This window comes from Oscillibacter sp. ER4 (assembly GCF_000765235.1).
GTDB lineage: Bacteria > Bacillota > Clostridia > Oscillospirales > Oscillospiraceae > Hominicoprocola > Hominicoprocola fusiformis.
Genome location: NZ_JPJG01000049.1, coordinates 17,204 through 40,888 on the forward strand (window position 1 = coordinate 17,204; position 23,685 = coordinate 40,888).

The window sequence follows — 23,685 nt, forward strand, 5'->3', positions numbered from 1 at the left end:
TGGACGAGCCATCTCTCTCGCTTCTTTTTTTCACCTGAAAAAATGTGCGGCGGCGCGCGTTGCCTTGGCAAAAGCGGGCAGAATACCAGTAAGTGAACAAATTGTAAAGGGTGTACGTTCCTATACAAAAGGTAGCGAGTGTCCATGGATTCTGGTATCGAAGTGTGCTATAAAGAAGCTGTAAAGAAAAATGCACAAAACGATCACTAAATCGCATAACATATTTGAAGAATAAATATTGATTTATTTATTGAAACAATCTATAATATGGAAAAGCTGAGCGGGAAACATTTTCCCGCCGCAGTGCTAAAAGAGGTGAACGACAACATGGCAATGGAAGAATTACAGCAGGTGCAGGAGCTCGAAAAAGAGCTTGCAGCGCAGTATGCCGCCGCGCAGGCGGACGCCAAGCGCCGCATCGCCGTTGAGCAGCGCGCCGCTGCCCGAGAGATCGAGGACAGCCGCCGCAACGCCGACGTGGAGGCGCGACAGCTGATGGCGGAGGCCGAGCAGCGCGCCGGTGAGGAGACGGAAAAGATCCTCGCCAAGGCGCGCACGGAATGCGAAAAGATGCAGAGCGCGGCGCGCGCAAACCTTGAGCGTGCGGCGCAGTGGATCGCGGAAGAGGTTGTGAACGACAAATGGCAATCGTAGCAATGAAGCATCTCCGCCTCCTCGGCATGGAGAGCGAGCGCGAGGCGCTGCTCAAGGCCATGCAGGACATGGAGTGCGTGGAGATCTCAAGTATCGACGGAAGCGAAGAGGCACTGAAATCAGGCTTTGCCAAGCCCGACGACAAGGCGCTGATGAGCGCGCAGGAAGCGTCGCGTGCGTACCGCACGGCGCTTGCCTCGCTCGACCGCTTTGCGCCGGAGAAAAAAGGCATGTTCCGCAAGCGGCAGGGCGTTTCCCGCGCGGCGTTTTTCAGCGCCGAGAGCGAGGAAAATGCCCGCACCGCGGCGGAGACGATCAACAAGGACACACGCCGCCTCGGCGAAATCGAGAGCGAGCGCACGAAAAATGAGGCGCTGCGAGCGACTCTTGCCCCGTGGCTGACGGTCGATGCGCCGCTCGGCGGCGCGGACGGCGCGCTTGCGGTGTTCTTTGGCACGGCGGGCCTGAATGTGACGGACGATGCGCTCAAAGCGCTGGCCGATTCGCTGGACGGGCTTCTCACCTGGCAGCAGGCCTCGAGCGACAGGTCGCTGCGATATCTTCTCGTGATGTGTCACGGGAGCGTGAAGGAGCGGGCGCTGAGCGCGCTGCGCGACCTCGGGTTTTCGACCGTGAGCTTTCGCGGCATGACCGGCACGGCGAAGGAAAACGACAAAACGCTCACGGAGAACCTCGTCGCGCTCGAAAAAGAGCGGCAGGAGATTGAGCAGCGCATCGCGGGCCTTGGCGGCAAGCGGGAGACGCTCTTGGAAGCGAGCGACCGCGCGGCCATCGCGCTGCGGCGCGAGGAGGCGAAAAGCCGCCTTGTCGGCACTGACAAGGTCTTTTTATTGGAGGGCTGGCTGCCCGCCGACCGCTGCGCGGAGATTGAGAAAACGCTCAAGCCGTTTACCTGCGCGATCGAAACGCGCGAGCCGACAGAGGACGAGTACCCGCAGGTGCCGGTGCAGCTCAAAAACAACAAGCTGACGCGGCCGCTCAATATGGTCACGGAGATGTATTCGCTCCCCGCCTACGGCACGCTTGACCCGAACCCGCTGATGGCGCCGTTTTTCATTTTGTTCTACGGCATTATGATGGCGGATATGGGCTACGGCTTACTCATGATGATCGCCTCGGTCATCATCAGCAAAAAATACCGGCCCAAGGGCACGAGCGGCGAGCTGTTCAGCCTGCTCGGCCTCTGCGGCATCAGCACGTTCATCATGGGCGCGCTGACAGGCGGATTTTTCGGCGATTTCCTCACGCAGCTCGTCGCCATCGTCAGCCCCGGCACGGTCTTCGCGCTGCCGAAGCTCTTCGACCCGCTCGACGATCTGACGATGATCCTGATCGGCTCGATGGCGCTCGGCATGGTGCAGATCGTCACCGGCATGGCCATCAGTTTGATCGAAAAGTGCAAGCGGAAAAAGTTCCTCGACGCCTTTTTCGAGGAGATCACGTGGTGGATCGTGTTTATCGGCATCGCGCTTTTGGCGCTCGGCAAGGGTGTGGCGGTGCTGTATGTCGGATGCGCGCTGGTGCTGCTCGGTCCCATCGTGCAGGGCAAGGGCTGGGGCAGGCTCACGGGCGTGTTCGGCTCACTCTATAACCACGTGACGGGCTACTTCGGCGACATTTTGTCCTACACGCGACTGATGGCGCTGATGCTCGCGGGCAGCGTGATTGCGCAGGTGTTCAACATGCTCGCGGCGATGCCGGGGAACGTGATCGCGTTCATCATCATCTCGATGCTCGGCAACGCGATGAACTTCGGGCTCAATCTCCTTGGCTGCTACGTGCACGATCTGAGATTGCAGTGCTTGGAATTTTTCAACAAGTTCTACGTCGACGGCGGAAAGCCCTTCCGCCCCATGACGCTGGACACGGAATATGTCGATTTACAGTAAATTGCAGAAAAAACGGAAAAACCGTAAGGAGGATAAAAAATGGGTATCTTTGAACTGACGACGGGCGGCGCCATCGGTATGCTGGGCGCGGGTCTTGCTGTTTGCCTCGCGGGCGCGGGCAGCGCACGCGGCACGGGTCTTGCCGGCGAGGCCGGCACGGGTCTTCTCTGCGAGGATCCGAGCAAATTCGGTAAAGTGATGATCCTGCAGGTCATCCCCGGCACGCAGGGCCTTTACGGTCTGGTCATCGGCTTCCTCTGCCTGATGCGTATGGGCGTCCTGGACGGCACGTATGTCGATATGTCGCTTCAGGAGGGCCTTCGTTACTTCGCGGCCTGCATGCCCATCGCCATCGGCGGCGGCATTTCGGCAGTTGCGCAGGGCCGCGTCGCCGCGGGATCGATCAACATCTTGGCGCGCCAGCCTGAACACTGGTCGAAGGGCATGGTGCTGTGCATCGTGGTCGAGTTCTACGCGATCCTTTCGCTGCTGGCGTCGATCATGATGCTGCTCAACATCGGCTGACGCGCCCACGGAAAGGCGGAAACGCAATGAACGGAATGGAAAAGATCACCGCGCGCATGAAAGAGGATGCGGCGCGCTCGCTGAGCGAGCTGAATGCGCAGACCGAGCAGGAGCTCCGGCGCATCCGCGAGGAGAGTGCCGCACGCGCGGAAAAAGAGCGCGAGACGGCGGGCGGGCGCGCGCATCTCGCCGCGCAGGAGCGCTATGAGCGCCTCTGCTCCGCGGCGGAGATGGAGACACGCAAGCTGACGCTCAGCGCCAAGCAGAAAGTGCTCGCCGAGACCTACGACCGCGCGCTGGAGATTCTCTGCTCCATGCCGCGCGAGCAGTATCTTTCGCTGTTGGTTCGCCTGCTGAAAGCGGCGGACGGCAAGGGCGACGAGAAAATCGCTCTGAGCGCAAAGGACCGCGATGAGATCGGCGAAACGCTCGTCGAGCAAGCGAACAAGGAGCAGAACGCGCACTATACGCTTGCGGGCGAAGCGGCAGATATCCGCGCGGGCCTCGTGCTTATAAGTAAAGAATGCGACGTGAACTGCTCGTTTGAAACGCTTCTCGCCCTTTCGCGCGAGAAGACCGAGCGCGGCGCGGCAAAGCTCCTCTTCGCGGAATAAGGAGGGGATCGGATGCAGCAGTATCGGGATACGGACTACGCAGCGGTCTCCGCGGCGCTGCATGCGCGCGAGGCGAAGCTCCTGACGCAGGCGATGGCCGAGCGGATGATCGACGCCGCCACGCCGGAAGAGAGCTACAAGACGCTTTTGGAATGCGGCTACGCGCCGCTTGAGCGATGCACGCTCGAAAATGTGGAACACGCGCTCTCGCAGGCGCGCAGGGAGCTCTACCGCGAGGTGAGCGTACTGGCGCCGGACAAGCGCATCATCGAGCTGTTTCAGGTCAAGTACGACTATCACAACGCAAAGCTCGCGCTCAAGAGCAAGCGCGGCGGCGAGGACGTCTCGCACCTTGCGATGGACTGCGGCCGCTTCGACGCGCAGAAGGTGCTCCGCGGCGAAACGAGCGCCGTTTCCGCGGCGATGAGCCGCGCGATGGCGCAGGCGGAGAGCGAAGTGGGCCACAGCGGCGATCTCCGCATGGCGGAGCTGCTGCTCGATCGCGCCTGCTATGAAGAGATGAGCGCGCTCGCAAGCGAGACGGGCTGCGCATTTTTGAAGGACTATGTCGCCTTGCAGATCGACGCGGTCAACCTGCGTACGCTCGTGCGCGCACGGCGCATGGGCTGCGAGGACGATGTGCTTGCTGCGGCGATGCTGCCGGGCGGGCACATTCCGACAGGGCAACTCAAAGGCGCGCGCGGCGATCATTTATCGTCGCTCACACACGGCACGCCGCTTGACAGCGCGGGCGAGCTCGCGGCCAAACTGCTTGGCAGCGGCGGGGGCCTGACGGAATTTGAGCGCGCGTGCGACGATGCGCTCATGTCCTATTTGCAGCGGGCGCGGCGCACGCCGTTCGGCCCAGAGGTCGTGGCGGGCTATCTTGGCGCGAAAGAGGCGGAGTTCACCGCCGTGCGCACCATTTTATCCGGCAAGATCGCGGGCATCGCGGCGGAGGACATCCGCGCGCGGCTGCGCATGAGTTATCTCTAAGGGAGGCGGCAGCATGAATAAGATCGGAGTTATCGGCGGGCGCGACAGCGTTCTGGGCTTCCGCGCCCTCGGGCTCGACACCTGCATCGCGGAAAACGGCGAGCAGGCGAAAGCCGCCCTCCACCGCATGGCGAAGGAGAACTACGCCATCATCTATATCACCGAACACCTCGCCGCGCAGATCCCCGCGGAGATCGAGCGCCGGCGCGAGGATGTTTCGCCCGCCGTCATCCTCATCCCGGGCAGGGAGGGGAGCCTCGGCATCGGCACAGCGGGCGTGCACGCGGCTGCGGAAAAGGCCGTCGGCGCGGACATTTTGTAAAAAAGGAGCAAAAGCCTTATGGGAAAGATCGTTAAGGTCTCCGGCCCGCTGGTCGTGGCGTCGGGACTTTCGGAAGCGAATATGGCGGATGTCGTCCGCGTGGGCGAGCAGCACCTCATCGGCGAAATTCTGACGATGAGCGGCGATTCCGCCGCCATTCAGGTGTATGAAGAGACCTCGGGCCTCGGCCCGGGGGCAGAGGTCGTGACGACCGGCGCGCCGCTGTCTGTTGAGCTCGGCCCCGGTTTGATCGAGAATATTTACGACGGCATCCAGCGCCCGCTGGAGGTCATCCGCCAGAAGACGGGCGGCAACTTCCTGCCGCGCGGCGAGGAGGTCCCCGCGCTCGACCGCGAGAAGAAGTGGGACTTCACCGCTGTCGCCAAGGCGGGAGACCACCTGATCGGCGGCGACGTGCTCGGCACGGTGCAGGAGACGCCGTCGATCCTGCACAAGATCATGATGCCGCCCAAGATGAGCGGCACTGTGAAGGAGATCAAGTCCGGCAGCTTCACTGTGGAGGACGTCGTCGCTGTTATTGAGACCGACAAGGGCGAGACGAAGGAGCTCACGATGATCCAGAAGTGGCCTGTTCGTGTGGGCCGTCCCTACACGAAGAAGTACCCGCCCGTCACGCCGCTCCAGTCCGGCCAGCGCATTGTGGATACGTTCTTTCCCGTAGCCAAGGGCGGCACGGCGGCGATCCCGGGGCCGTTCGGCAGCGGCAAGACCGTCATGCAGCATGCGCTTGCCAAGTGGGCGGACGTGGATCTCGTCGTTTACATCGGCTGCGGCGAGCGCGGCAACGAGATGACCGACGTTCTGCGCGAATTCCCCGAGCTCATCGACCCGCGCACGGGCGAGAGTCTGATGAAGCGCACGGTGCTGATCGCCAACACCTCGGATATGCCGGTCGCGGCGCGCGAAGCGAGCATCTACACCGGTATCACCATCGCCGAATACTTCCGCGACATGGGCTACGCCGTCGCAGTCATCGCGGATTCGACCTCCCGCTGGGCGGAGGCCCTGCGCGAAATGTCGGGCCGTCTCGAGGAGATGCCCGGTGAAGAGGGCTATCCTGCGTACCTGTCCTCGCGCCTCGCGCAGTTCTATGAGCGCGCGGGCGTGGTCGAATGCCTCGGCAGCGACGAGCGGCAGGGCAGCCTGACCGCCGTCGGCGCGGTCTCGCCTCCGGGCGGCGACCTCTCCGAGCCTGTCTCGCAGGCGACGATGCGCATCGTCAAGGTCTTCTGGGCACTGGATTCGTCACTTGCCTACCGACGCCACTTCCCGGCCATCAACTGGCTGAATTCCTATTCGCTCTATCTCGATTCCCTGCGCCCGTGGTACAGCGAGCACCTGGGACACGAATTCCTCGAAAACCGCGAGTGGGCCATGGCGATGCTGCAGGAGGAATCGAACCTCAACGAGATCGTGCAGCTCGTCGGCAAGGATTCGCTCAGCGCGAAGGACCAGATCACGCTTGAGGTCGCGCGTATGATCCGCGAGGACTTTTTGCAGCAGAACTCGTTTGCCGACAACGACGCCTATTCCGAGTACGACCGTCAGGCGCGCATGCTGGCGATGATCCGCCAGTACGACACGCAATGCCTGAGCGCCGCCGAGCGCGGCGGGAATTTAAGCGAGCTCTTCGCCATCCCCGCGCGCGAGAAGATCGGACGCGCCAAGGGCGTGCCCGCCGACCAGTATAAGGACGCCTATGCGAACCTGCTCGTCGAGATGGAAGAGCAGATCGCCGCGATCGCTGAGAAAGGAGAGAAAGAAGAATGATCCGTGAATATAAGACGATCCGCGAAATTTCCGGTCCTCTGATGGTCGTGGACCATGTGCAGGGCGTCACGTATGACGAGCTGGCAGAGATCGTCCTCTCCGACGGCAGCACGCGCCGCTGCAAGGTGCTCGAGGTCAACGGCGACCGCGCGGTCGTGCAGCTGTTTGAAGCGTCGGCGGGCATCAACCTCGCCGATTCGCGCATCCGCTTTTTGGGCCATCCGCTCCAGCTCGCCGTGTCGCGCGACATGCTGGGCCGCGTCTTCAACGGCATGGGTCAGCCCATCGACGGCGGCCCCGAGATCATCGCCGACGAGCACCGCGACATCAACGGCCTTGCGATGAACCCCGCGGCGCGCAACTACCCCAACGAGTTCATCCAGACCGGCATTTCAAGCATCGACGGCCTCAATACCCTTGTCCGCGGACAAAAGCTGCCGATCTTCTCCGGCTCGGGCCTGCCGCACGCGCAGCTGGCCGCGCAGATCGCGCGACAGGCGAAGGTGCTGGACGGCGAGAGCAACTTTGCCGTTGTCTTTGCCGCCATCGGCATCACATTTGAAGAATCTGAGTTCTTCGTCAACGAATTCAAGCGCACCGGCGCCATCGACCGCACGGTGCTGTTCACGAACCTTGCCAACGACCCCGCGGTCGAGCGTATCGCGACGCCGCGCATGGCGCTGACCGCCGCGGAATATCTCGCCTTCGACTGCGGTATGCACGTGCTCGTCATTCTGACGGATATCACGAACTACGCAGAAGCCCTGCGCGAGATCAGCGCGGCGAAAAAGGAGGTCCCCGGCCGCCGCGGCTATCCCGGCTACCTCTACACCGACCTTGCGACGATGTACGAGCGCGCGGGCCGTCAGGTGGGCAAGGACGGCTCGATCACGATGATCCCCATCCTGACGATGCCCGAAGACGACAAGACCCACCCCATCCCCGACCTGACGGGCTATATCACCGAGGGGCAGATCATCCTTTCGCGCGAGCTGTACCGCCGCGGTATCAATCCGCCGGTCGACGTGCTGCCGAGCCTTTCCCGACTCAAGGACAAGGGCATCGGCGCGGGCAAGACGCGCGAGGACCATTCCGGCACGATGAACCAACTCTTCGCGGCCTATGCCACCGGTAAAGAGAACAAGGAGCTCATGTCGATCCTCGGCGAGGCGGCGCTGAGCCCGACTGATTTACTCTACGCCAAGTTTGCCGACGAGTTTGAAAAACGCTATGTCGCGCAGGGCACGGACGAGAACCGCTCCATTGAGCAGACGCTCGACCTCGGATGGGAGCTTTTATCCCTTCTGCCGCGCAGCGAGCTCAAGCGCATCAAACCGGAGTATATCGACAAGTACCTCAAAAAGGAAGAGTAAGGGGGGAGAAAAGTGCCTACGACCACTGTTAATCCCACCCGCATGGAGCTCACGCGCCTCAAGGGGCGGCTGCGCACTGCCCAGCGTGGGCACAAACTTCTCAAGGACAAGCGCGACGAGTTGATGAAGCAGTTCATGGAGGTCGTGCGCGAGGACTTAGCGCTGCGGCAGAAGGTGGAGCAGTCGCTTGCGCGCGCCTACGGCTCGTTCACCGTGGCGAGCGCGCTGATGTCGCCGGAAATGCTTGAGCAGGCGCTATTGTGCCCCAAGCAGAGCGTTTCGCTCGAAACGGGCACGGAGAACGTGATGAGCGTCGAGGTGCCGCGCTATGAGTTCAAGCTCGCGAGCGAGGACGGCGGGAATATTTATCCGTACGGCTTCGCCCAGACGAGCGGCGAGCTCGACGACGCGGTGCGCGAGCTCGGCGACATTCTGCCCGACCTGCTCCGCCTTGCCGAGGTCGAGAAGGCCACGCAGCTGCTCGCCGCCGAGATCGAGCGCACGAGACGGCGCGTCAACGCGCTCGAATACGTCAAAATTCCGCAGATGCAGCAAAACATCAAGTATATCACGATGAAGCTCGATGAAAACGAGCGTGCCAACACGATCCGACTGATGAAGGTCAAGGACATCATCCTGAAAGAGGCCATCGAAGAGCGCCGCGAGACCGACAAGGCCGAGGGCGCAGACGTGTGAATGGCGAAAGCTGTCAAAACACTTGAGCGGAGTAAAGCGAAACCCATCCGTTTTGTATAATTTGTCGGTTGACATTTTCGGTTAAGGATCCTATACTGAGACCAACAAAGTTCCACGAACGGAGAAACAACACAAGATGAAGAGCATTTTCGTTTTTGCATACTATTATTACTTTACTATGGATTCGTAGTAAGGCTAATTTGTGATGCAAAGATGCAAAAAGGCTCTGAAAAGAGATTGCTTGATGCGGCACAGGTTAGACCTGTGCCGCATTTTTTCGTTGTGGCGATATTTCACGGTCAATAAGGAGGAAATTATTATGATCGTCGTACTCAAGCGTGGCGCAGAACAGGACAAGCGCGAGCAGCTTATCAACTGGCTCAAAAATCAGGGCCTTGGCGTGCACATCTCCGAGGGCGAGTACCAGACCGTGCTGGGCCTGATCGGCGACACGGCGCGCGTCGACATGGACCTGATCGAGAGTTTGAGCATCGTCGACTCCGTCAAGCGCGTGACAGAGCCCTTCAAGTGCTGCAACCGCAAGTTCCATCCCGACGACATGATCGTGCAGGTGGGCGACGTCAAGGTCGGCGGCGGAAACTTCTGCATGATCGCGGGCCCGTGCTCGGTCGAATCCGAAGAGCAGATCGTCGCGGTCGCCAAGGCCGTGAAGGCCTCGGGCGCGAACATGCTGCGCGGCGGCGCATTCAAGCCCCGCACTTCTCCTTATGATTTCCAGGGCCTCAAGGCCGAGGGCATCGAGCTGCTGAAGATCGCCCGTCAGGAGACCGGCCTTCCCATCGTCACCGAGATCATGGGCACGAATTACCTGCCGCTCTTTGAGGATGTGGACGTCATTCAGGTCGGCGCGCGCAATATGCAGAACTTCGACCTGCTGCGCGAGCTCGGCAAGCTGAGAAAGCCCATCCTCTTAAAGCGCGGCCTCGCCAGCACGCTCAAGGAGCTTTTAATGAGCGCGGAGTACATCATGGCCGGCGGCAACGAGCAGGTCATCCTCTGCGAGCGCGGCATTCGCACCTACGACGACTACACGAGAAACACACTCGACCTTGCGGCTGTGCCGATGCTCAAGGAGCTCACGCACCTGCCGGTCATCGTCGACCCCAGCCACGCGACCGGCATTGCGCGCCTCGTGCGCCCGATGGCACTGGCTGCTGCCGCCTGCGGCTCTGACGGCCTCATCATCGAGGTGCACAACGACCCCATTCATGCGCTGTGCGACGGCGCGCAATCCCTGCGCCCCGAGCAGTACGATGACCTCGCCAAGGCTGTGCGCCGCGTGAGAAAGGCGGTGGCAGAATGACCGCCGGCATCGTCGGTCTCGGCCTGATTGGCGGCTCGCTCGCCAAGGCATACCACGAGGCGGGCGAGCGTGTGCTCGCCCACGACATCGACCGCGATGTCTTGTCGTTCGCCGTCATCAGCGGCGCGGTGGACGAGGCGCTGACGGACGAGACGATGGCAGAGTGCGATGTCATCCTGCTGGCCGTCCGACCCGCGGCGGCGGTCGAATGGCTCAAAAATCACGCGGCAAAGATCGACAAGCACACGGTCGTCATCGACTGCTGCGGCACCAAGCGCAAGGTATGCGCGGCGTGCTTCCCAATCGCCGAGCAGTACGGCATTACGTACCTTGGCGGTCACCCGATGGCGGGCACGCAGTTCTCGGGCTTCAAGTACGCCAAGGCGAACCTCTTCGTGGGCGCGCCGATGGTGCTCGTGCCGCCGCGCTTTGACGACATTGAATTACTCAGCCATGTGAAAGACCTGCTCTCGCCCGCGGGCTTTGGGAGCTACTCCGTCACAACCGCCGAGCAGCACGACGAGATGATCGCCTTCACCTCGCAGCTGGCGCATGTGGCGTCCAACGCCTACATCAAGAGCCCCACGGCGAAAAAGCACAAGGGCTTTTCCGCCGGCAGCTACAAGGATATGACGCGCGTTGCATGGCTCGCGCCGCACATGTGGGCGGAGCTCTTCATGGAAAACAAGGAATTCCTGCTCAAGGAGATCGACTGCTACATCGAGCACCTGAGCGAATACAAGACCGCCATGGAAAATGACGACGAAGAGACCCTTATCCGACTTCTGGACGAGGGCAAGAAGAGAAAGGAAGAGGTGGACGGCTGATGCGAAGCATCCATATCAAGGCCTCGCGCGAATACGACGTGCTGGTCGAGCGCGGCTTACTCGACCGCGCGGGCGAGCTTCTCCGGGAGGTCAGCGCCCCCGGCATGGCCGCCATCGTGTCGGACGACACGGTCTACGCGCTCTACGGCGAGCGCACGGTCAAGGCGCTTGAAAAGGCGGGCTACCGCGTGCACTCCTTTGTCTTCCCCGCGGGCGAGGGGAGCAAGAACCTCTCGACCTACGCCGATGTGCTGCACTTCCTCGGTGAGCACCGCTTCAGCCGCAGCGACGTGGTCGTTGCGCTCGGCGGCGGCGTGGTGGGCGACCTCGCGGGCTTTGCCGCGGCGACGTATCAGCGCGGCATGGGCTTTGCCCAGATCCCGACGACGCTGCTGGCCGCGGTCGATTCGTCCGTCGGCGGCAAGACCGCCGTCGACCTGCCCACGGGCAAGAATCAGGCGGGCAGCTTCTATCAGCCCTGCATCGTGATCTGCGATCCCAACACGCTCGAAACGCTGCCCGAGGAGCAGTACCGCTGCGGCTGCGCCGAGATCATCAAGTATTCGATGCTCGGCAATGCAGCGTTCTTTGAAGAACTCTGCAAAACGCCCGTGCGTGAGCAGTACGAGCACGTCATCGAGGTCTGCGTGCAGATGAAGCGCGACATCGTCGGCGCGGACGAGTACGACCTCGGCCGCCGCCGCACGCTGAACTTGGGCCACACGTTTGGTCACGCGGTGGAGCAGTGCAGCGATTTTTCTCTTCTGCACGGCGAGGCGGTCGCCATCGGCATGGCGACGGTCACGCGCGCGGCAGTCAAGCGCGGCATTTGCGGCGAAGAGACGCTGGCGCGCCTGTTCGACATTCTGCACCGCTATGGTCTGCCGACTGAGACGGGCTACGAACTCGACAAGCTCTATGAGGCCGAGCTCGTCGACAAGAAGATTTCCGGCGGCAAGATGCACCTCATCGTGCCGGAAAAGATCGGTCAGGTGCGCATGGAGACGATCCCCGTCGAAGCCCTGCGCGACTGGATGCAGGACGGTGGCATCCGATGAAAAGAACCATCATACCCGGCGCGCGCACGGGACGTGTGCGCATCCCGGCATCCAAATCGCAGGCGCACCGGCTGCTGATCTGCGCGGCGCTCGGCGAGGAGAAGACCGAGGTCGTCTGCGACGGCATTTCCGCCGATATCGCGGCCACGGCGAAGTGCCTGAGCGCGCTCGGCGCGAAAATTGAAGAAATGGAGACGGGCTTTCTCGTCTCTCCAATCAAAAAAGTGCCCGAGGGGCGCTGCGACCTCTACTGCGGCGAGAGCGGGTCGACGCTGCGCTTCCTGCTGCCCATCGTCGGCGCGCTCGGCGCGCAGGCGGTATTCCACCGCGAGGGGCGGCTGCCCCAGCGCCCGCTCGCCCCGCTGGATAGCGTTTTAAAAGAGCATGGCATGACGCTCCGCGAGGACGGCGACCTGCTGTATTGCAGTGGACAGCTGATCGGGGGAAACTATACGATCGCAGGCAATGTGTCCTCTCAATATATTTCGGGCCTTCTCATGGCGCTGCCGCTGCTGATCAGAGACAGTCTTCTTATGGTGTCCGGCCCGCTGGAATCCGCGGCTTACGTCGCCATGACGGAGGATGCACTTCAGCTTTCCAAGCTGACCATCCCCAAAATGGGGGCGATGTGGGCGATTCCCGGTCAGCAGAGATGTCATCTGCCGAAGCGCACGGTCGTCGAGGGCGACTGGTCGAACACGGCGTTCTTCCTCTGCATGGGTGCGCTGTCGAAAGAGGGCGTGACCGTCGAGGGGCTGAATTTGCAGTCCTCGCAGGGCGACCGCGGCGTGCTGGACGTTTTGCGCCGGTTCGGCGCGGAAGTCACGGAGCACGGCGACGCCGTGACGGTCAGGCGCGGCGCGCTGCATGGCGTGATGATCGACGCCGCGCCCATCCCCGACCTCATCCCCGTGCTGAGTGTCGTTGCGTCGGTCGCAGAGGGGGAGACGCGAGTCGAAAACGCCTACCGGCTGCGGCTCAAGGAGTCCGACCGCCTCAAGAGCACGGCGAATCTCCTGCGCGCGCTCGGCGGACAAGTCGAAGAGAAAGAAGACGGCCTTGTCATCACGGGTGTTCCCGCGCTGCACGGCGGCGCGGTCGAAACGCAGAACGACCATCGCCTCGCGATGTCTGCCGCCACGGCGGCCTGCGCCGCGACGGGCGAGATCACAGTCGACAACGACGGCTGCGTGGCAAAGTCCTATCCCCGCTTTTGGGAGGATTTTAGCAGCTTGAAAGGAGAAGGTTTATGAGCAGCACCTACGGCGAAAATCTGCATTTGACCATCTTCGGCCAGTCGCATTCCCCTGCCATCGGCGTGACGGTCGAGGGCATCCCCGCGGGCGAGAAAGTTGATCTGGACGAGCTCCAGCGCTTTCTGAATCGCCGTGCGCCGGGCAAAAACGTCTGGTCGACGCCGCGCAAGGAGGCCGACGCGCCGGAGATCCTCTCCGGCCTTGTGAACGGCTATACCTGCGGCGCGCCGCTCACGGCCATCATCCGCAATACGAACACCCGCTCGCAGGATTACGCGAATCTTGCTGTCACGCCGCGCCCCGGTCACGCGGACTACACCGCCGAGGTCAAATACGGCGGCTATCAGGACCGCGCGGGCGGCGGACACTTTTCAGGCCGCTTGACCGCGCCGTTGTGCATCGCGGGCGGTATCTGCCTGCAAATTCTCGCGCGCGAAGGAATCACGCTTGTGAGCCGCATCGCCTCCATTGCGGGCATTACTGACGAAGGAGAGCTGACAGGCTCGCTTGCAGGCAAGGAGTTCCCCGTCGTCAGCGATGCGCGCGGCGAGGAGATGCGCGAAGCCATCGCGGCGGCGCGCGAGGCTGGTGACAGCGTCGGCGGCGTCATCGAATGCGCAATTTTCGGCGCGCCCGCGGGCCTTGGCGATCCGATGTTCGGCGGTATGGAAAATCGCATCGCCTCGGCGGTTTTCGGCATTCCGGCGGTCAAGGGCGTTGAGTTCGGCGCGGGCTTTGGCGTGGCGAGCCTTCGCGGCAGCGAGGATAACGACGCCTTTACGGTCGAAAACGGCAAGATCATCACTGAGACGAACCATTGCGGCGGCATTCTTGGCGGTATCTCGAACGGCATGCCCATCGTGTTCCGCGCGGCGTTCAAGCCGACGCCATCCATTGCGCGCGAGCAGCAGAGCGTCAATTTGCAGACGATGGTGCCGGAGAAGATGGCCGTCACGGGCCGCCACGACCCGTGCATCGTGCCGCGCGCCGTGCCCTGTGTGGAGGCGGCGGCCGCCATCGCGGTCTATGATGCGTATCTATCGCGCAAAAAGGAAATGAGGTAAGGGAACATGGACTTAAACGACTATCGAAAAGAGATCGACAGCATCGACGATCAGCTCATCGCGCTCTTTGCCCAGCGCATGGAGACCGCTGAAAAGATCGCGGAATATAAAAAGGCCAACGGCCTGCGCGTGCTCGATGCGCGCCGCGAGAAGGAGAAAATGCGCGAGATTCTGGACAAAACGCCGGACGACCTGCGCGAATACGTCTCCTCGCTCTACTCCCTCATTTTCGAGCTGAGCCGCAGCCGCCAGAGCTGTCTTCTCGGCACGAAGGGTGATCTGCCCGCGAAAATTGCCGAGGCCATCGAAAAGACGCCGCAGCTCTTTCCCGAGGACGCCGCCGTCGCCTGTCAGGGCGTGGAGGGCGCGTATTCCGAGCAGGCGTGCGAGCGGCTGTTCAAGCGCCCGAGCACGTTCTTTTTCAGTTCCTTCGAGGCGGTGTTCTCCGCCATTGAAAAGGGCCTCTGCCGCTACGGCGTGCTGCCGCTGGAAAACAGCACGGCGGGCAGCGTGAACGCGGTCTACGACTTGATGACGCAGCACAACTTCCGCATCGTGCGCTCGGTGCGCATCAAGGTTGACCATAATCTTCTCGCCAATCCCGGTGCGAAGCTCGAAAACATCCGTGAGATCTACTCACATGAACAGGCCATCAGCCAGTGCGCACACTTTTTACAGGGGCTTCCCAATGTGAAGGTCATCCGCTGCGAAAATACCGCGGTGGCGGCGCGCATGGTGGCTGAGTCCGGCCGCGACGATGTGGCGGCGCTGTCGTCCCGCGCATGCAGAGAGCTCTACGGCCTTGACTGCCTCGCCGCCTCTGTGCAGGATCAGGGCAATAACTTCACGCGCTTCATCTGCATTGCGAAAAACCTCGAAATTTACCCCGGTGCAGACCGCACGAGCCTGATGATGGTGCTGCCGCACCACCCCGGTTCGCTCTACAAGGTGCTCTCGCGTTTCAACGCGCTCGGCGTCAACATGAACAAGCTCGAGAGCCGCCCGATGCCGGACCGCAACTTCGAGTTCATGTTTTACTTCGACCTTGAAACCTCGGTCTATGCCCCGCAGTTCACCCAGCTCATGGGCGAGCTGCCCGAGCTGTGCGAGGAGTTCACGTATCTTGGCTCTTACAGTGAGGTGGTTTGAATGAAGCGCTGCGGATTACTCGGTGAAAAGCTCGGCCACAGCTATTCGCCCGCTATCCACGCGGAGCTGGCGGACTATGAATACCGGCTCTATGAGGTCGCGCCCGAAAAGCTCGGCGAATTTCTGACGGGCGGCGGCTTTGACGGCATGAACGTCACCATTCCCTATAAAAAGGCCGTCATCCCGTACTGCGCAGAGCTTTCACCCATTGCGCAAAAACTCCAGAGTGTGAACGTGCTGGTCAGGCGCGAGGACGGCACGCTGTACGGCGACAACGCCGATGCCTACGGCTTTGCCGGTATGGTCAGGGCGAGCGGCATTCAGATCGATGGCAAAAAGACGCTCGTGCTCGGCTCCGGCGGCGCCTCCTCGACGGTCTGTGCCGTGCTCGAGGAGATGGGCGCGCGCAGCGTGACCATCATCTCCCGCAAGGGGGAGGACAACTACAACAATCTGGATCGTCACGCGGACGCGGAGGTCATCGTGAACACCACGCCCGTCGGCATGTACCCGAACTGCGGCGTGTCGCCCGTCGACCTGTCGCTCTTCCCGAAGCTCGAGGGTGTGCTCGATATCGTCTACAACCCCGCGCGTACAGCGTTTGTCTTGCAGGCGGAAAGGCTCGGCATTCCTTATATGAGCGGGCTCTACATGCTCGTCGCGCAGGCTAAGCGCACGGCGGAGGTCTTTGAAAACCGCGACATCCCCGACAGCGAGACCGAGCGCATCTGGAAAAAGCTGAGCCTTGAGATGCAGAACATCGTGCTCGTCGGCATGCCCGGCAGCGGCAAGAGCACCGTTGCCGCGCGCCTTGCTGAGAAGCTTGACCGCATCGCGCTTGACAGCGACGCCGAGATCGAAGAGAAAAACGGTATGAGCTGTGCCCAGCTCATCGAAAAGCACGGCGAGGCGGAATTCCGAAAGCTCGAGAGCGAGGCCATTGCCGAACTCGGCAAGCGCTCGGGCGCAGTCATCGCCACAGGCGGCGGCTGTGTGACGCGGGAGGAGAACTATGACCTTCTGCACCAGAACGGCATTATCTTCTGGCTGGAGCGCGATGTCAGTAAGCTGCCGCGCGAGGGGAGACCTCTTTCCGCGGGCGACCTTGCGGCGATGTACGACAGGCGCAAGGCCTGCTACGAAAGATTTGCCGACCACATCGTCGACAACAACGGCACAGTGGAAGATACCGTGCAGGCAATTTTGGATTGCCTGAAATAAAGGACAAAACTGCCCGCCGCAATTTTGCGGCGGGCAGTTTTTGCGCGATGGCGGCAGCTACGGCAGGGGATGGCGAGATCGCTGTGCGAGCGCTTCATCATAGCATCTCGCGCAGCTCCGCCAGTCGATCACCTGCACACGCAGGGCGAGGGACTCCTCGCTGCACGGCACCACCGGCGCGGTCAGGTCGAGCAGCACTGCGCCGAACGAGATGTCGGGGTCCTTCGTGCCGGTGAGCCGGAGTGAGCCGTCCGCCATCAGCGAGAGCAGGACGCGACCGCCGCAGCCGCGGCGCAGCGCATGTGTGAGCACGCGCTCAAAGTCCTCCCGCTCGCCGAAATCGCGCAAAATCGCGGCCTCAAATGTATTCAAAACAGACCACCTCGCCACAAGGTATGCAAAAAGTCCATCAGACAGCACAAAAAAGCGGAAAGTCCTGTGACTTTCCGCTTTTCATTTCAATTTGGACTAACTTAGATGTGGACGACCTTCAGCTCGCTCGCCTCGAAGAGACCGAGGCGCTTGCCGACGTTGACATATACCTGCGGGTCGCCGCTCGTGCAGATGACGAATTTGCCCTTTTTCTGCGGGTTGAGCGCGTTCTGCTCGGTGAGGTATGCCTTGACGGCGTTTGCCTGCTCGAGCGCGGGGTTGATGAGGTGCATTTCGGGATAGCACTCGTGGAAGTTCTCTTCCACGATGGGATAGTGCGTGCAGCCGAGGATCAGGTTTTCGACCTTTTCGCGCGCGAGAATGTTGTCGACCTGCGTACGGATCTCGGTGTTAATGTCGTGCTGGTTGAAGTCGCCGCGGTCAACGAGTGCCGCGAGCAGGGGAGAGCCCTTGCCGACGACCTTGCACTCGGGATCACCCTCATGGATGAGCTCGGCGTACTTGCCGGAGGCAACAGTGAACTCCGTCGCGATGAGGCCGACGCTCTTGAGATGCTCGCGCAGGACGTATTTGGCAGCTTCTTCCACGATGCTGACGATCTTGTAGTCGAAGCAGGGGCGCAGGCGGTCGGCCATGGTGGAGATGGTGTTGCAGGCGATGGCAGTGCACTTGACACCGTTGTCGCCGAGGAACTGGAGCATGTGGCTGCTCAACTCGAAAATCTGGTCAGAGGTCTTGTTGCCGTAGGGGCAGTTGGCACTGTCGCCAAAATAGATGATATCTTCGCCGGGGAGAATGCGCTGTAATTCGCGCACGACGGTGAGACCGCCGATGCCGCTGTCCATCACGCCGATGGGGTTGCCTGCGTTTAACATGGTTGAAAGCCTCCTTTTTTTGTCTATAAATATTGTACCACGCGCACACAAAAATGCAAGGGATAAATCATTTTTGCTGTTTGTAACAAATCTTGGGAAAAGGATTGCAATTTTGCCCTCACCTGATAAAATAGTATCTGGTGAGAGTTAGGTATTTTACAGCCCGAAACCTGCGCCGCGCGGCGGCATAATACAGAAGAAGAGGCTTGAAACGCTTATGACGATTTTCAACTTGATCACCCTCTTTGGCGGTCTGGCGCTGTTCCTGTACGGCATGCGCCTGATGGGCGACGGACTGAAAAAAGGTTCGTCCGATGCCTTCAAGCGCGCGATGGAAAAGGTGACGAACAATCCGCTCGTCGGCTTTCTGCTGGGCCTTGTGGTCACGGCGGTCATCCAGAGCTCTACGGCGACGATCGTGCTGACGTCGGGCCTTGTCGGCGCGGGCGTGATGTCGCTGCACCAGTCGATCGGCGTTATTCTGGGCGCGAATGTCGGTACGACGATCACGGGCCAGATTATCCGCCTTCTCGACGTGAACGCATCGGAGACATCGCTGCTCAATTTCTTCAAGCCCTCGACGCTCGCGCCCCTTGCGGCGATTATCGGCATTCTGTTTCTAATGGCGGTCAAGACCCGCCAGTCCGATACCATCGGCTCGACCGCGATGGGCTTCGGCATCCTCTTCACCGGCCTTCTCAGCATGACCGCGGCGGTGAGCCCGCTGTCGGAATCTGAGACGTTTGCCAACATGTTCTACCAGCTCTCGGGAAAGCCGGTGTTCGGATTCCTGCTCGGCGCGGGCGTTGCGTTCCTGCTGCAGAGTTCGTCGGCGACCATCGGTATATTACAGGCCATTGCTACGACCGGCGCGCTGACGTTCTCGTCGGTTTACGCCATCATCATCGGCGTCAACATCGGCGACTGTGTGACGACGGCCATCGTCTGCTCCATCGGCTCGAAGGCCGATGCCAAGCGCACGGGCGTGATCCATATCCTCTTCAACATCGCCGGTTCGATCCTCGTGATCGTGGGGCTGATGCTGCTACACTCGTTCGGTGTGCTCGATGCCCTGTGGGACGAGGCGCTTTCCTCCGGCGGCATCGCGAATGTGCACACGGTGTTCCGTCTTGTTTCGGCCATCGTGCTGCTGCCGGTGTGCGGCCAGTTTGAAAAGCTCTCGCGCAAGCTCGTCAAGGACGATGTGCGCCTTGGCGAAAATGTCGACCACGAGCTTTCGCTGCTCGATGAAAAGTTCTTCACCTCTCCCGCCATCGCGCTCTTGGGCGCGGGTGAGGCCATCACCACCATGGCGCGCCTTGCGCGCACAGGCGTGATGAGCGCGATGGGCGTGCTCGAGCAGTACGACGCCCACACGATCGAGGTCATCAACGAGAACGAGGAGCACATCGACAAGCTCGCTGACCATGTGGACAACTACCTCATCCGCCTGTCGCCGCACATGCCGAGCGGACACGGAAGCGACATGCTCAACTACTATATCCAGTGCTTCGGCGAGTTTGAGCGTATCGGCGACCACGCCGTGAACCTGACGGAAAATGCGCAGGAGTTCCTTGACCGCAGCGCGAGCCTGTCGCCCACGGCACATCAGGAGCTCATGGTGCTACGCGAGGTGCTCGGCGAGATTTTAGATTACACCTACAAGGCCTTTGCCGCCACGGACTACGAGGCCGCGCGCCACATCGAGCCGGTCGAGGAGGTCGTGGACGACCTCGTCGCCACGCTGCGCGCCAATCACATCCGCCGCGTGCGCGACGGGCAGTGCACGGTGTACGCGGGCCTCACGTTCCTTGATATTCTCGTCAATGTGGAGCGCATCGCCGACCAGTGCTCAAATGTCGGCGTCTTTACGCTCTCGATGTTCGATGAGCACATCATGAACAACCACCACGACTATATTCAGGCGCTGCACCAGGGCAAAGACCCGGTCTTCAACCGCGCCTATCAGGAGGCGCACGACAAGTATTTCGGCGAGCTCAAGCGCATCGAGCGCAGCAAGTGAGCCGCGCCGGATATGCGCGCCCCTGATTTAATGGGAAATAACGATCAATGCGACTTTTGTGCGCCGCGGCTTGCGTTTGCCGCGGCGCTTTGCTATAATGCAGTGCATAATAGCAGCGTGATTCTCTGCAAAGGAGCATGAAAATATGAAAGCGATTCTTGATGAAATGCTCGCGGCCCTTTCGCGCGGCGAGCGTGTGGTGCTGAGCAGCATTCTGGCATCCTCGGGCTCTGTGCCGCGCGGCGCGGGGGCGAAGATGGCCGTCTTTGAAGATGGCCGCGTGCTCGGCACGATCGGTGGCGGCGCGGTGGAGCGGCTGAGCATCCAGCGCGCGCAGGACGCGCTCAAAAACGGCGGCAGCAACGAGCTCAAGTCCTACAACCTGCACCCGAGTGAAGTGGCCAGCACGGGCATGATCTGCGGCGGCGCGGTGACGGTCTACTTCCAGTTTTTCGCGCCCGAGCAGGCGGCGGATATCGCGGTGCTCAAGCGCTGGCGCGAAATGCTCGACAAAGATGTCGACCTATGGCTGCTGCTGTCTCTTGACGGCGACGGCGTGAACGAATTCCACGTCGTCACGCGCGAGGAGATTCCGCAGGACAAGGCGGACTATTTTTCTGCCAAGGCCGTGTGGAAGAACGGCATTTATGTCGAGCCGCTGTGCCACGCGGGCAGCGTGTATATCTTCGGCGGCGGCCATGTGGGCCGCGCGCTTGTGCCGGTGCTGGCGACGGTGGGCTTCCGCGTGGTGATGTACGACAACCGCGAGGAGCTTGCGAAGAAAGAGCACTATCCCATGGCGAGCGAGGTCATCTGCGGCAGCTTTTCCGACATTTCCGGCAAGGTGGCGCTCACGGCGAACGACTATGCCGTCGTGATGACGCCGGGCCATCAGGCAGACTATGAGATCCTCTCCCAGGTGCTTAAGAGCAGCGCGACCTATATCGGCTGCATCGGCAGCCGCACGAAGGTCGCCAAGACGCGCGAGCGCCTCAAGGGTGACGGCTATACCGAAGAGGACATCGCGCGCGTCCACGCGCCCATCGGCCTTCCGATCCTGGCCGAGACGCCGGAGGAGATCGCCATCAGCATCGCGGCGGAGATGATCGAGCACCGCGCGCGCCTCGCCGGACAGCGGCACTGAGGGCGCTCACATGCAGATCGCACCGCTTTTGCACGTCGGCCGCGGCGTGACGGCCATCATCGGCGGCGGCGGAAAGACGACGCTGATGGAAACGCTCGCCGGGGAGCTTTCGAAAAAGGGTAAGGTCATTATCACGACCACAACGCACATCTGCCGTCCGAAGCAGTATGAAACGCTGCTGGATGCGGACGAGGCCGCCGTTTCGGCGGCATTGGAGCGGTCGGGCATCGTCTGTGTTGCCTCGCAGGCGGAGAGCGGCAAGCTCTGCGCGCCGCGGCTCTCAATGGGCACGCTGGTGCAGCTTGCGGATTTTGTGCTTGTCGAGGCGGACGGTGCCAAGCACCTGCCGCTCAAGGCGCACGCTTCCCATGAGCCGGTGATCCCGGAGGAGGCGCAGCGTGTCATCATGGTCATCGGCATCGACGGCGTCGGCAAAACCATCCGCGAGACCTGCCACCGCAGCGCGCTCTACGCGCAGCTCGCGGGCGTGGATGAGGAGACGGTCGTCACGCCGCAGCTTGCCGCGCGCGTCGTCAACGCCGAGGGTTACGGCGACCGCGTTTATATCAACAAGGTGGAGTCTGCCGCCGATTATGAAGCGGCGCAGGCCATGGCAAATGAATTTTCCTGCCCGGTCATCGCGGGCAGTCTGCATCAGGGGGTATATGTATGCTTGCATTGATTCGCGGCGCGGGAGACATCGCGAGCGGCGCGGCCATGAGATTGTGGCGCTGCGGGATCGACGTGGTGATGACCGACCTCGCCCGCCCGACGGCCATCCGCCGCACGGTGGCGTTTTCCGATGCCATCGTCCACGGGGAAACGACGGTCGAGGGTCTGCGCGCCGTGCGCGCGGAGAACGCCGCGGAGGCGAAGAAGCTGCTGCGCGAGGGTGTGCTGCCTGTTTTAGCTGACCCTGAGTGCGCCTGCCGCGAGGAGCTCGCGCCCGACGCGCTCGTGGACGCGATTCTTGCCAAGCGCAATCTCGGCACGAAGATCGACGACGCGCCGATCGTCGTGGGCGTCGGCCCCGGCTTCACGGCGGGGGAGAACTGCCACGCGGTCGTCGAGACGATGCGCGGCCACACGCTCGGGCGCGTCATCTACTCCGGCAGCGCGCTGCCGAATACGAACATTCCGGGCTTCATCGGCGGCTTTGCGGGCGAGCGCGTGCTGCGCGCGCCGTGCGACGGCATTTTCACTGCCGTTCACCGCATCGGCGACACGGTCGAGGAGGGCGAGACCATCGGTTTTGTCGAGGGTCAGCCGATGAAGTGCACCATCAGCGGTGTGCTGCGCGGCGTGCTGGACGATGGCGTGTCCGTTAAGAAGGGGATGAAGTCCGGCGATGTCGACCCGCGCTGCAAGCCGGAATACTGCACGACGATCTCGGACAAGGCCCTCGCCGTCGGCGGGGGAGTGGTCGAAGCGGTGCTGTATTTGAGCGCGAAACAACAGGGCAGACGTTGATATGCCCTGCACTGCGCGGGAGATGTCCCATTGGCATGGGACTGCGCGGGGCAAAGGGGGCCTTCTCTCACGTGAGAGAAGGCCCCCTTTGAATCCCCCAAGAGAACGGCAGGGGCGTTTCGATCTCGCCCCTGCACCCCTAACGACCAAAAGAGAGGGGCCTTGCCCCTCCTTTTTGGATTATCCACCCCGCTGTTGCTTCTGACGGCGCGGCATTGCTGCGCTCGCCGCTTAGGGGTACTGCTTTTTTAGCCTTTTGCTGGGTCGGCACTGCTGTAGTCATTGCTGATGGGCTCATCGGAAATGATGTCGTGTGAAAGGACTTGGTCTTCTGCGTCCAACAGGGCTTTTTTCAGGACTTCACGGGCAAGAATGCCTTTACCTTCGTCGTAAAGGTCGATGGCTTCGCTCATACTGCGTACCATCAAGTGGTATAGCGTTTTATAAGTCGTCATCTTATCAGCTCTACACAATTATAGGTCAATATCACCCTATTATCAATAGGCCAATTTGCCATAATTTTGTTGGGGTGATTAGATGACTCGTATGAAAGAACTGCGCAAAAAGAAAGGCTTCTCACAGGTTAGAATGCAGATGCTGACGGGAATTGACCAGAGCGATTATTCAAAAATCGAGACCGGCAAACGAAATATGAGCTTTGAACAGTGCCGCCGCATCGCCCTTGCCTTGGAAACCAGCATGGACTATCTCGCCGGCTTGACCGACCAGGACACCCCCTATCCCAGAACAAAGTAAAACGACCGCTGACGCGGTCGTTTTTTCTATTAGAAGCGCGGCGAGCGAAGCAATGCCGCCTCGGTACGCACTGCTGAAACGGAATTATCCAAAGTAGACGTAGTTCTTACCGGAAGTGCCATGGGGAGGATAATCCAAAAAGGAGGGGCGAGGCCCCTCCCTTTTGGTCGTTAGGGGGTGCAGGGGGCGAAATCGAAACGCCCCCTGCCTTTCTCTTGGGGGATTCAAAGGGGGAGGTTCTCTT

General features: G+C 61.3%; 24 protein-coding genes. 21 read left to right on the top strand and 3 right to left on the bottom strand.

The window, feature by feature from the left end:
- The first annotated feature begins 327 nt into the window (after positions 1–327).
- The 16 genes from NI20_RS0107685 (at position 328) to NI20_RS0107760 (ending at position 16,780) form a co-directional block, all read left to right on the top strand.
- Entirely contained in the window at positions 328–654 is a 327-nt protein-coding gene (locus NI20_RS0107685) for a hypothetical protein (RefSeq protein ID WP_156108582.1), read from the top strand.
- A complete protein-coding gene (locus NI20_RS0107690; RefSeq protein ID WP_033120827.1) occupies positions 642–2,564 on the top strand; it encodes a V-type ATP synthase subunit I in 1,923 nt (640 codons plus the stop codon). Before NI20_RS0107685 ends, NI20_RS0107690 begins: the two co-directional genes overlap by 13 nt.
- Before the next feature lie 39 nt (positions 2,565–2,603).
- Entirely contained in the window at positions 2,604–3,089 is a 486-nt protein-coding gene (locus NI20_RS0107695) for a V-type ATP synthase subunit K (RefSeq protein ID WP_033120828.1), read from the top strand.
- A 26-nt stretch (positions 3,090–3,115) separates the two neighbouring features.
- The gene (locus NI20_RS0107700; protein WP_033120829.1) at positions 3,116–3,703 is read left to right on the top strand and encodes a V-type ATP synthase subunit E; all 588 of its coding nucleotides are present in this window, start codon (positions 3,116–3,118) and stop codon (positions 3,701–3,703) included.
- A 12-nt stretch (positions 3,704–3,715) separates the two neighbouring features.
- Positions 3,716–4,699 carry a V-type ATPase subunit gene (locus NI20_RS0107705; RefSeq protein ID WP_033120830.1) on the top strand — a complete coding sequence of 328 codons (984 nt, stop codon included), beginning with the start codon at positions 3,716–3,718 and terminating at the stop codon, positions 4,697–4,699.
- A 13-nt stretch (positions 4,700–4,712) separates the two neighbouring features.
- Entirely contained in the window at positions 4,713–5,021 is a 309-nt protein-coding gene (locus tag NI20_RS0107710) for a V-type ATP synthase subunit F (protein WP_033120831.1), read from the top strand.
- An 18-nt stretch (positions 5,022–5,039) separates the two neighbouring features.
- Entirely contained in the window at positions 5,040–6,812 is a 1,773-nt protein-coding gene (locus tag NI20_RS0107715) for a V-type ATP synthase subunit A (RefSeq protein WP_033120832.1), read from the top strand.
- The gene (locus NI20_RS0107720) at positions 6,809–8,185 is read left to right on the top strand and encodes a V-type ATP synthase subunit B (protein ID WP_033120833.1); all 1,377 of its coding nucleotides are present in this window, start codon (positions 6,809–6,811) and stop codon (positions 8,183–8,185) included. Before NI20_RS0107715 ends, NI20_RS0107720 begins: the two co-directional genes overlap by 4 nt.
- A gap of 12 nt (positions 8,186–8,197) precedes the next feature.
- Positions 8,198–8,881, top strand: coding sequence for a V-type ATP synthase subunit D (locus NI20_RS0107725; protein WP_081958426.1), 684 nt, complete (start codon positions 8,198–8,200; stop codon positions 8,879–8,881).
- Between the two features lie 319 nt (positions 8,882–9,200).
- Positions 9,201–10,205 (top strand): 3-deoxy-7-phosphoheptulonate synthase, encoded by a 1,005-nt coding sequence (aroF, locus tag NI20_RS0107730; RefSeq protein WP_033120835.1) that lies wholly within the window; start codon positions 9,201–9,203, stop codon positions 10,203–10,205.
- Positions 10,202–11,032 (top strand): prephenate dehydrogenase, encoded by an 831-nt coding sequence (locus NI20_RS0107735; RefSeq protein WP_033120836.1) that lies wholly within the window; start codon positions 10,202–10,204, stop codon positions 11,030–11,032. Before aroF ends, NI20_RS0107735 begins: the two co-directional genes overlap by 4 nt.
- Complete coding sequence (aroB, locus tag NI20_RS0107740) at positions 11,032–12,090, top strand: 3-dehydroquinate synthase (RefSeq protein ID WP_033120837.1); 1,059 nt, start codon at positions 11,032–11,034, stop codon at positions 12,088–12,090. The genes NI20_RS0107735 and aroB overlap by 1 nt, the downstream gene beginning before the upstream one ends.
- Entirely contained in the window at positions 12,087–13,343 is a 1,257-nt protein-coding gene (aroA, locus tag NI20_RS0107745; RefSeq protein ID WP_033120838.1) for a 3-phosphoshikimate 1-carboxyvinyltransferase, read from the top strand. The genes aroB and aroA overlap by 4 nt, the downstream gene beginning before the upstream one ends.
- Entirely contained in the window at positions 13,340–14,410 is a 1,071-nt protein-coding gene (aroC, locus tag NI20_RS0107750) for a chorismate synthase (RefSeq protein ID WP_033120839.1), read from the top strand. The genes aroA and aroC overlap by 4 nt, the downstream gene beginning before the upstream one ends.
- Before the next feature lie 6 nt (positions 14,411–14,416).
- Entirely contained in the window at positions 14,417–15,559 is a 1,143-nt protein-coding gene (locus NI20_RS0107755) for a bifunctional chorismate mutase/prephenate dehydratase (RefSeq protein ID WP_033120840.1), read from the top strand.
- Positions 15,560–16,780, top strand: a complete 1,221-nt coding sequence (locus NI20_RS0107760; protein WP_033120841.1) for a shikimate kinase — start codon at positions 15,560–15,562, stop codon at positions 16,778–16,780.
- A gap of 57 nt (positions 16,781–16,837) precedes the next feature.
- Here NI20_RS0107760 and NI20_RS0107765 read toward each other — a convergent pair whose 3' ends face one another.
- Together NI20_RS0107765 and murI are read right to left on the bottom strand one after the other, a co-directional pair.
- Entirely contained in the window at positions 16,838–17,152 is a 315-nt protein-coding gene (locus tag NI20_RS0107765; protein ID WP_033120842.1) for a hypothetical protein, read from the bottom strand.
- 101 nt (positions 17,153–17,253) lie between these two features.
- Positions 17,254–18,048 (bottom strand): glutamate racemase, encoded by a 795-nt coding sequence (murI, locus tag NI20_RS0107770; RefSeq protein ID WP_033120843.1) that lies wholly within the window; start codon positions 18,046–18,048, stop codon positions 17,254–17,256.
- A gap of 217 nt (positions 18,049–18,265) precedes the next feature.
- On the opposite strand from murI, the gene NI20_RS0107775 reads away from it, so the two are divergent.
- The 4 genes from NI20_RS0107775 to yqeB all read left to right on the top strand — a co-directional run bounded on the left by NI20_RS0107775 (position 18,266) and on the right by yqeB (position 22,685).
- Positions 18,266–20,071, top strand: a complete 1,806-nt coding sequence (locus tag NI20_RS0107775) for a Na/Pi cotransporter family protein (protein ID WP_033120844.1) — start codon at positions 18,266–18,268, stop codon at positions 20,069–20,071.
- Between the two features lie 145 nt (positions 20,072–20,216).
- Entirely contained in the window at positions 20,217–21,215 is a 999-nt protein-coding gene (gene xdhC, locus NI20_RS0107780) for a xanthine dehydrogenase accessory protein XdhC (RefSeq protein ID WP_033120845.1), read from the top strand.
- Positions 21,216–21,225: 10 nt separating this feature from the next.
- The gene (gene yqeC, locus NI20_RS0107785) at positions 21,226–21,897 is read left to right on the top strand and encodes a selenium cofactor biosynthesis protein YqeC (RefSeq protein WP_033120846.1); all 672 of its coding nucleotides are present in this window, start codon (positions 21,226–21,228) and stop codon (positions 21,895–21,897) included.
- Complete coding sequence (gene yqeB, locus NI20_RS0107790) at positions 21,885–22,685, top strand: selenium-dependent molybdenum cofactor biosynthesis protein YqeB (protein ID WP_033120847.1); 801 nt, start codon at positions 21,885–21,887, stop codon at positions 22,683–22,685. The genes yqeC and yqeB overlap by 13 nt, the downstream gene beginning before the upstream one ends.
- A 248-nt stretch (positions 22,686–22,933) precedes the next feature.
- On the opposite strand, the gene NI20_RS0107795 is transcribed toward yqeB, so the two are convergent.
- Entirely contained in the window at positions 22,934–23,098 is a 165-nt protein-coding gene (locus NI20_RS0107795) for a hypothetical protein (RefSeq protein WP_156108583.1), read from the bottom strand.
- A gap of 124 nt (positions 23,099–23,222) precedes the next feature.
- On the opposite strand from NI20_RS0107795, the gene NI20_RS0107800 reads away from it, so the two are divergent.
- The gene (locus NI20_RS0107800) at positions 23,223–23,441 is read left to right on the top strand and encodes a helix-turn-helix domain-containing protein (RefSeq protein ID WP_033120849.1); all 219 of its coding nucleotides are present in this window, start codon (positions 23,223–23,225) and stop codon (positions 23,439–23,441) included.
- Positions 23,442–23,685 lie beyond the last annotated feature (244 nt).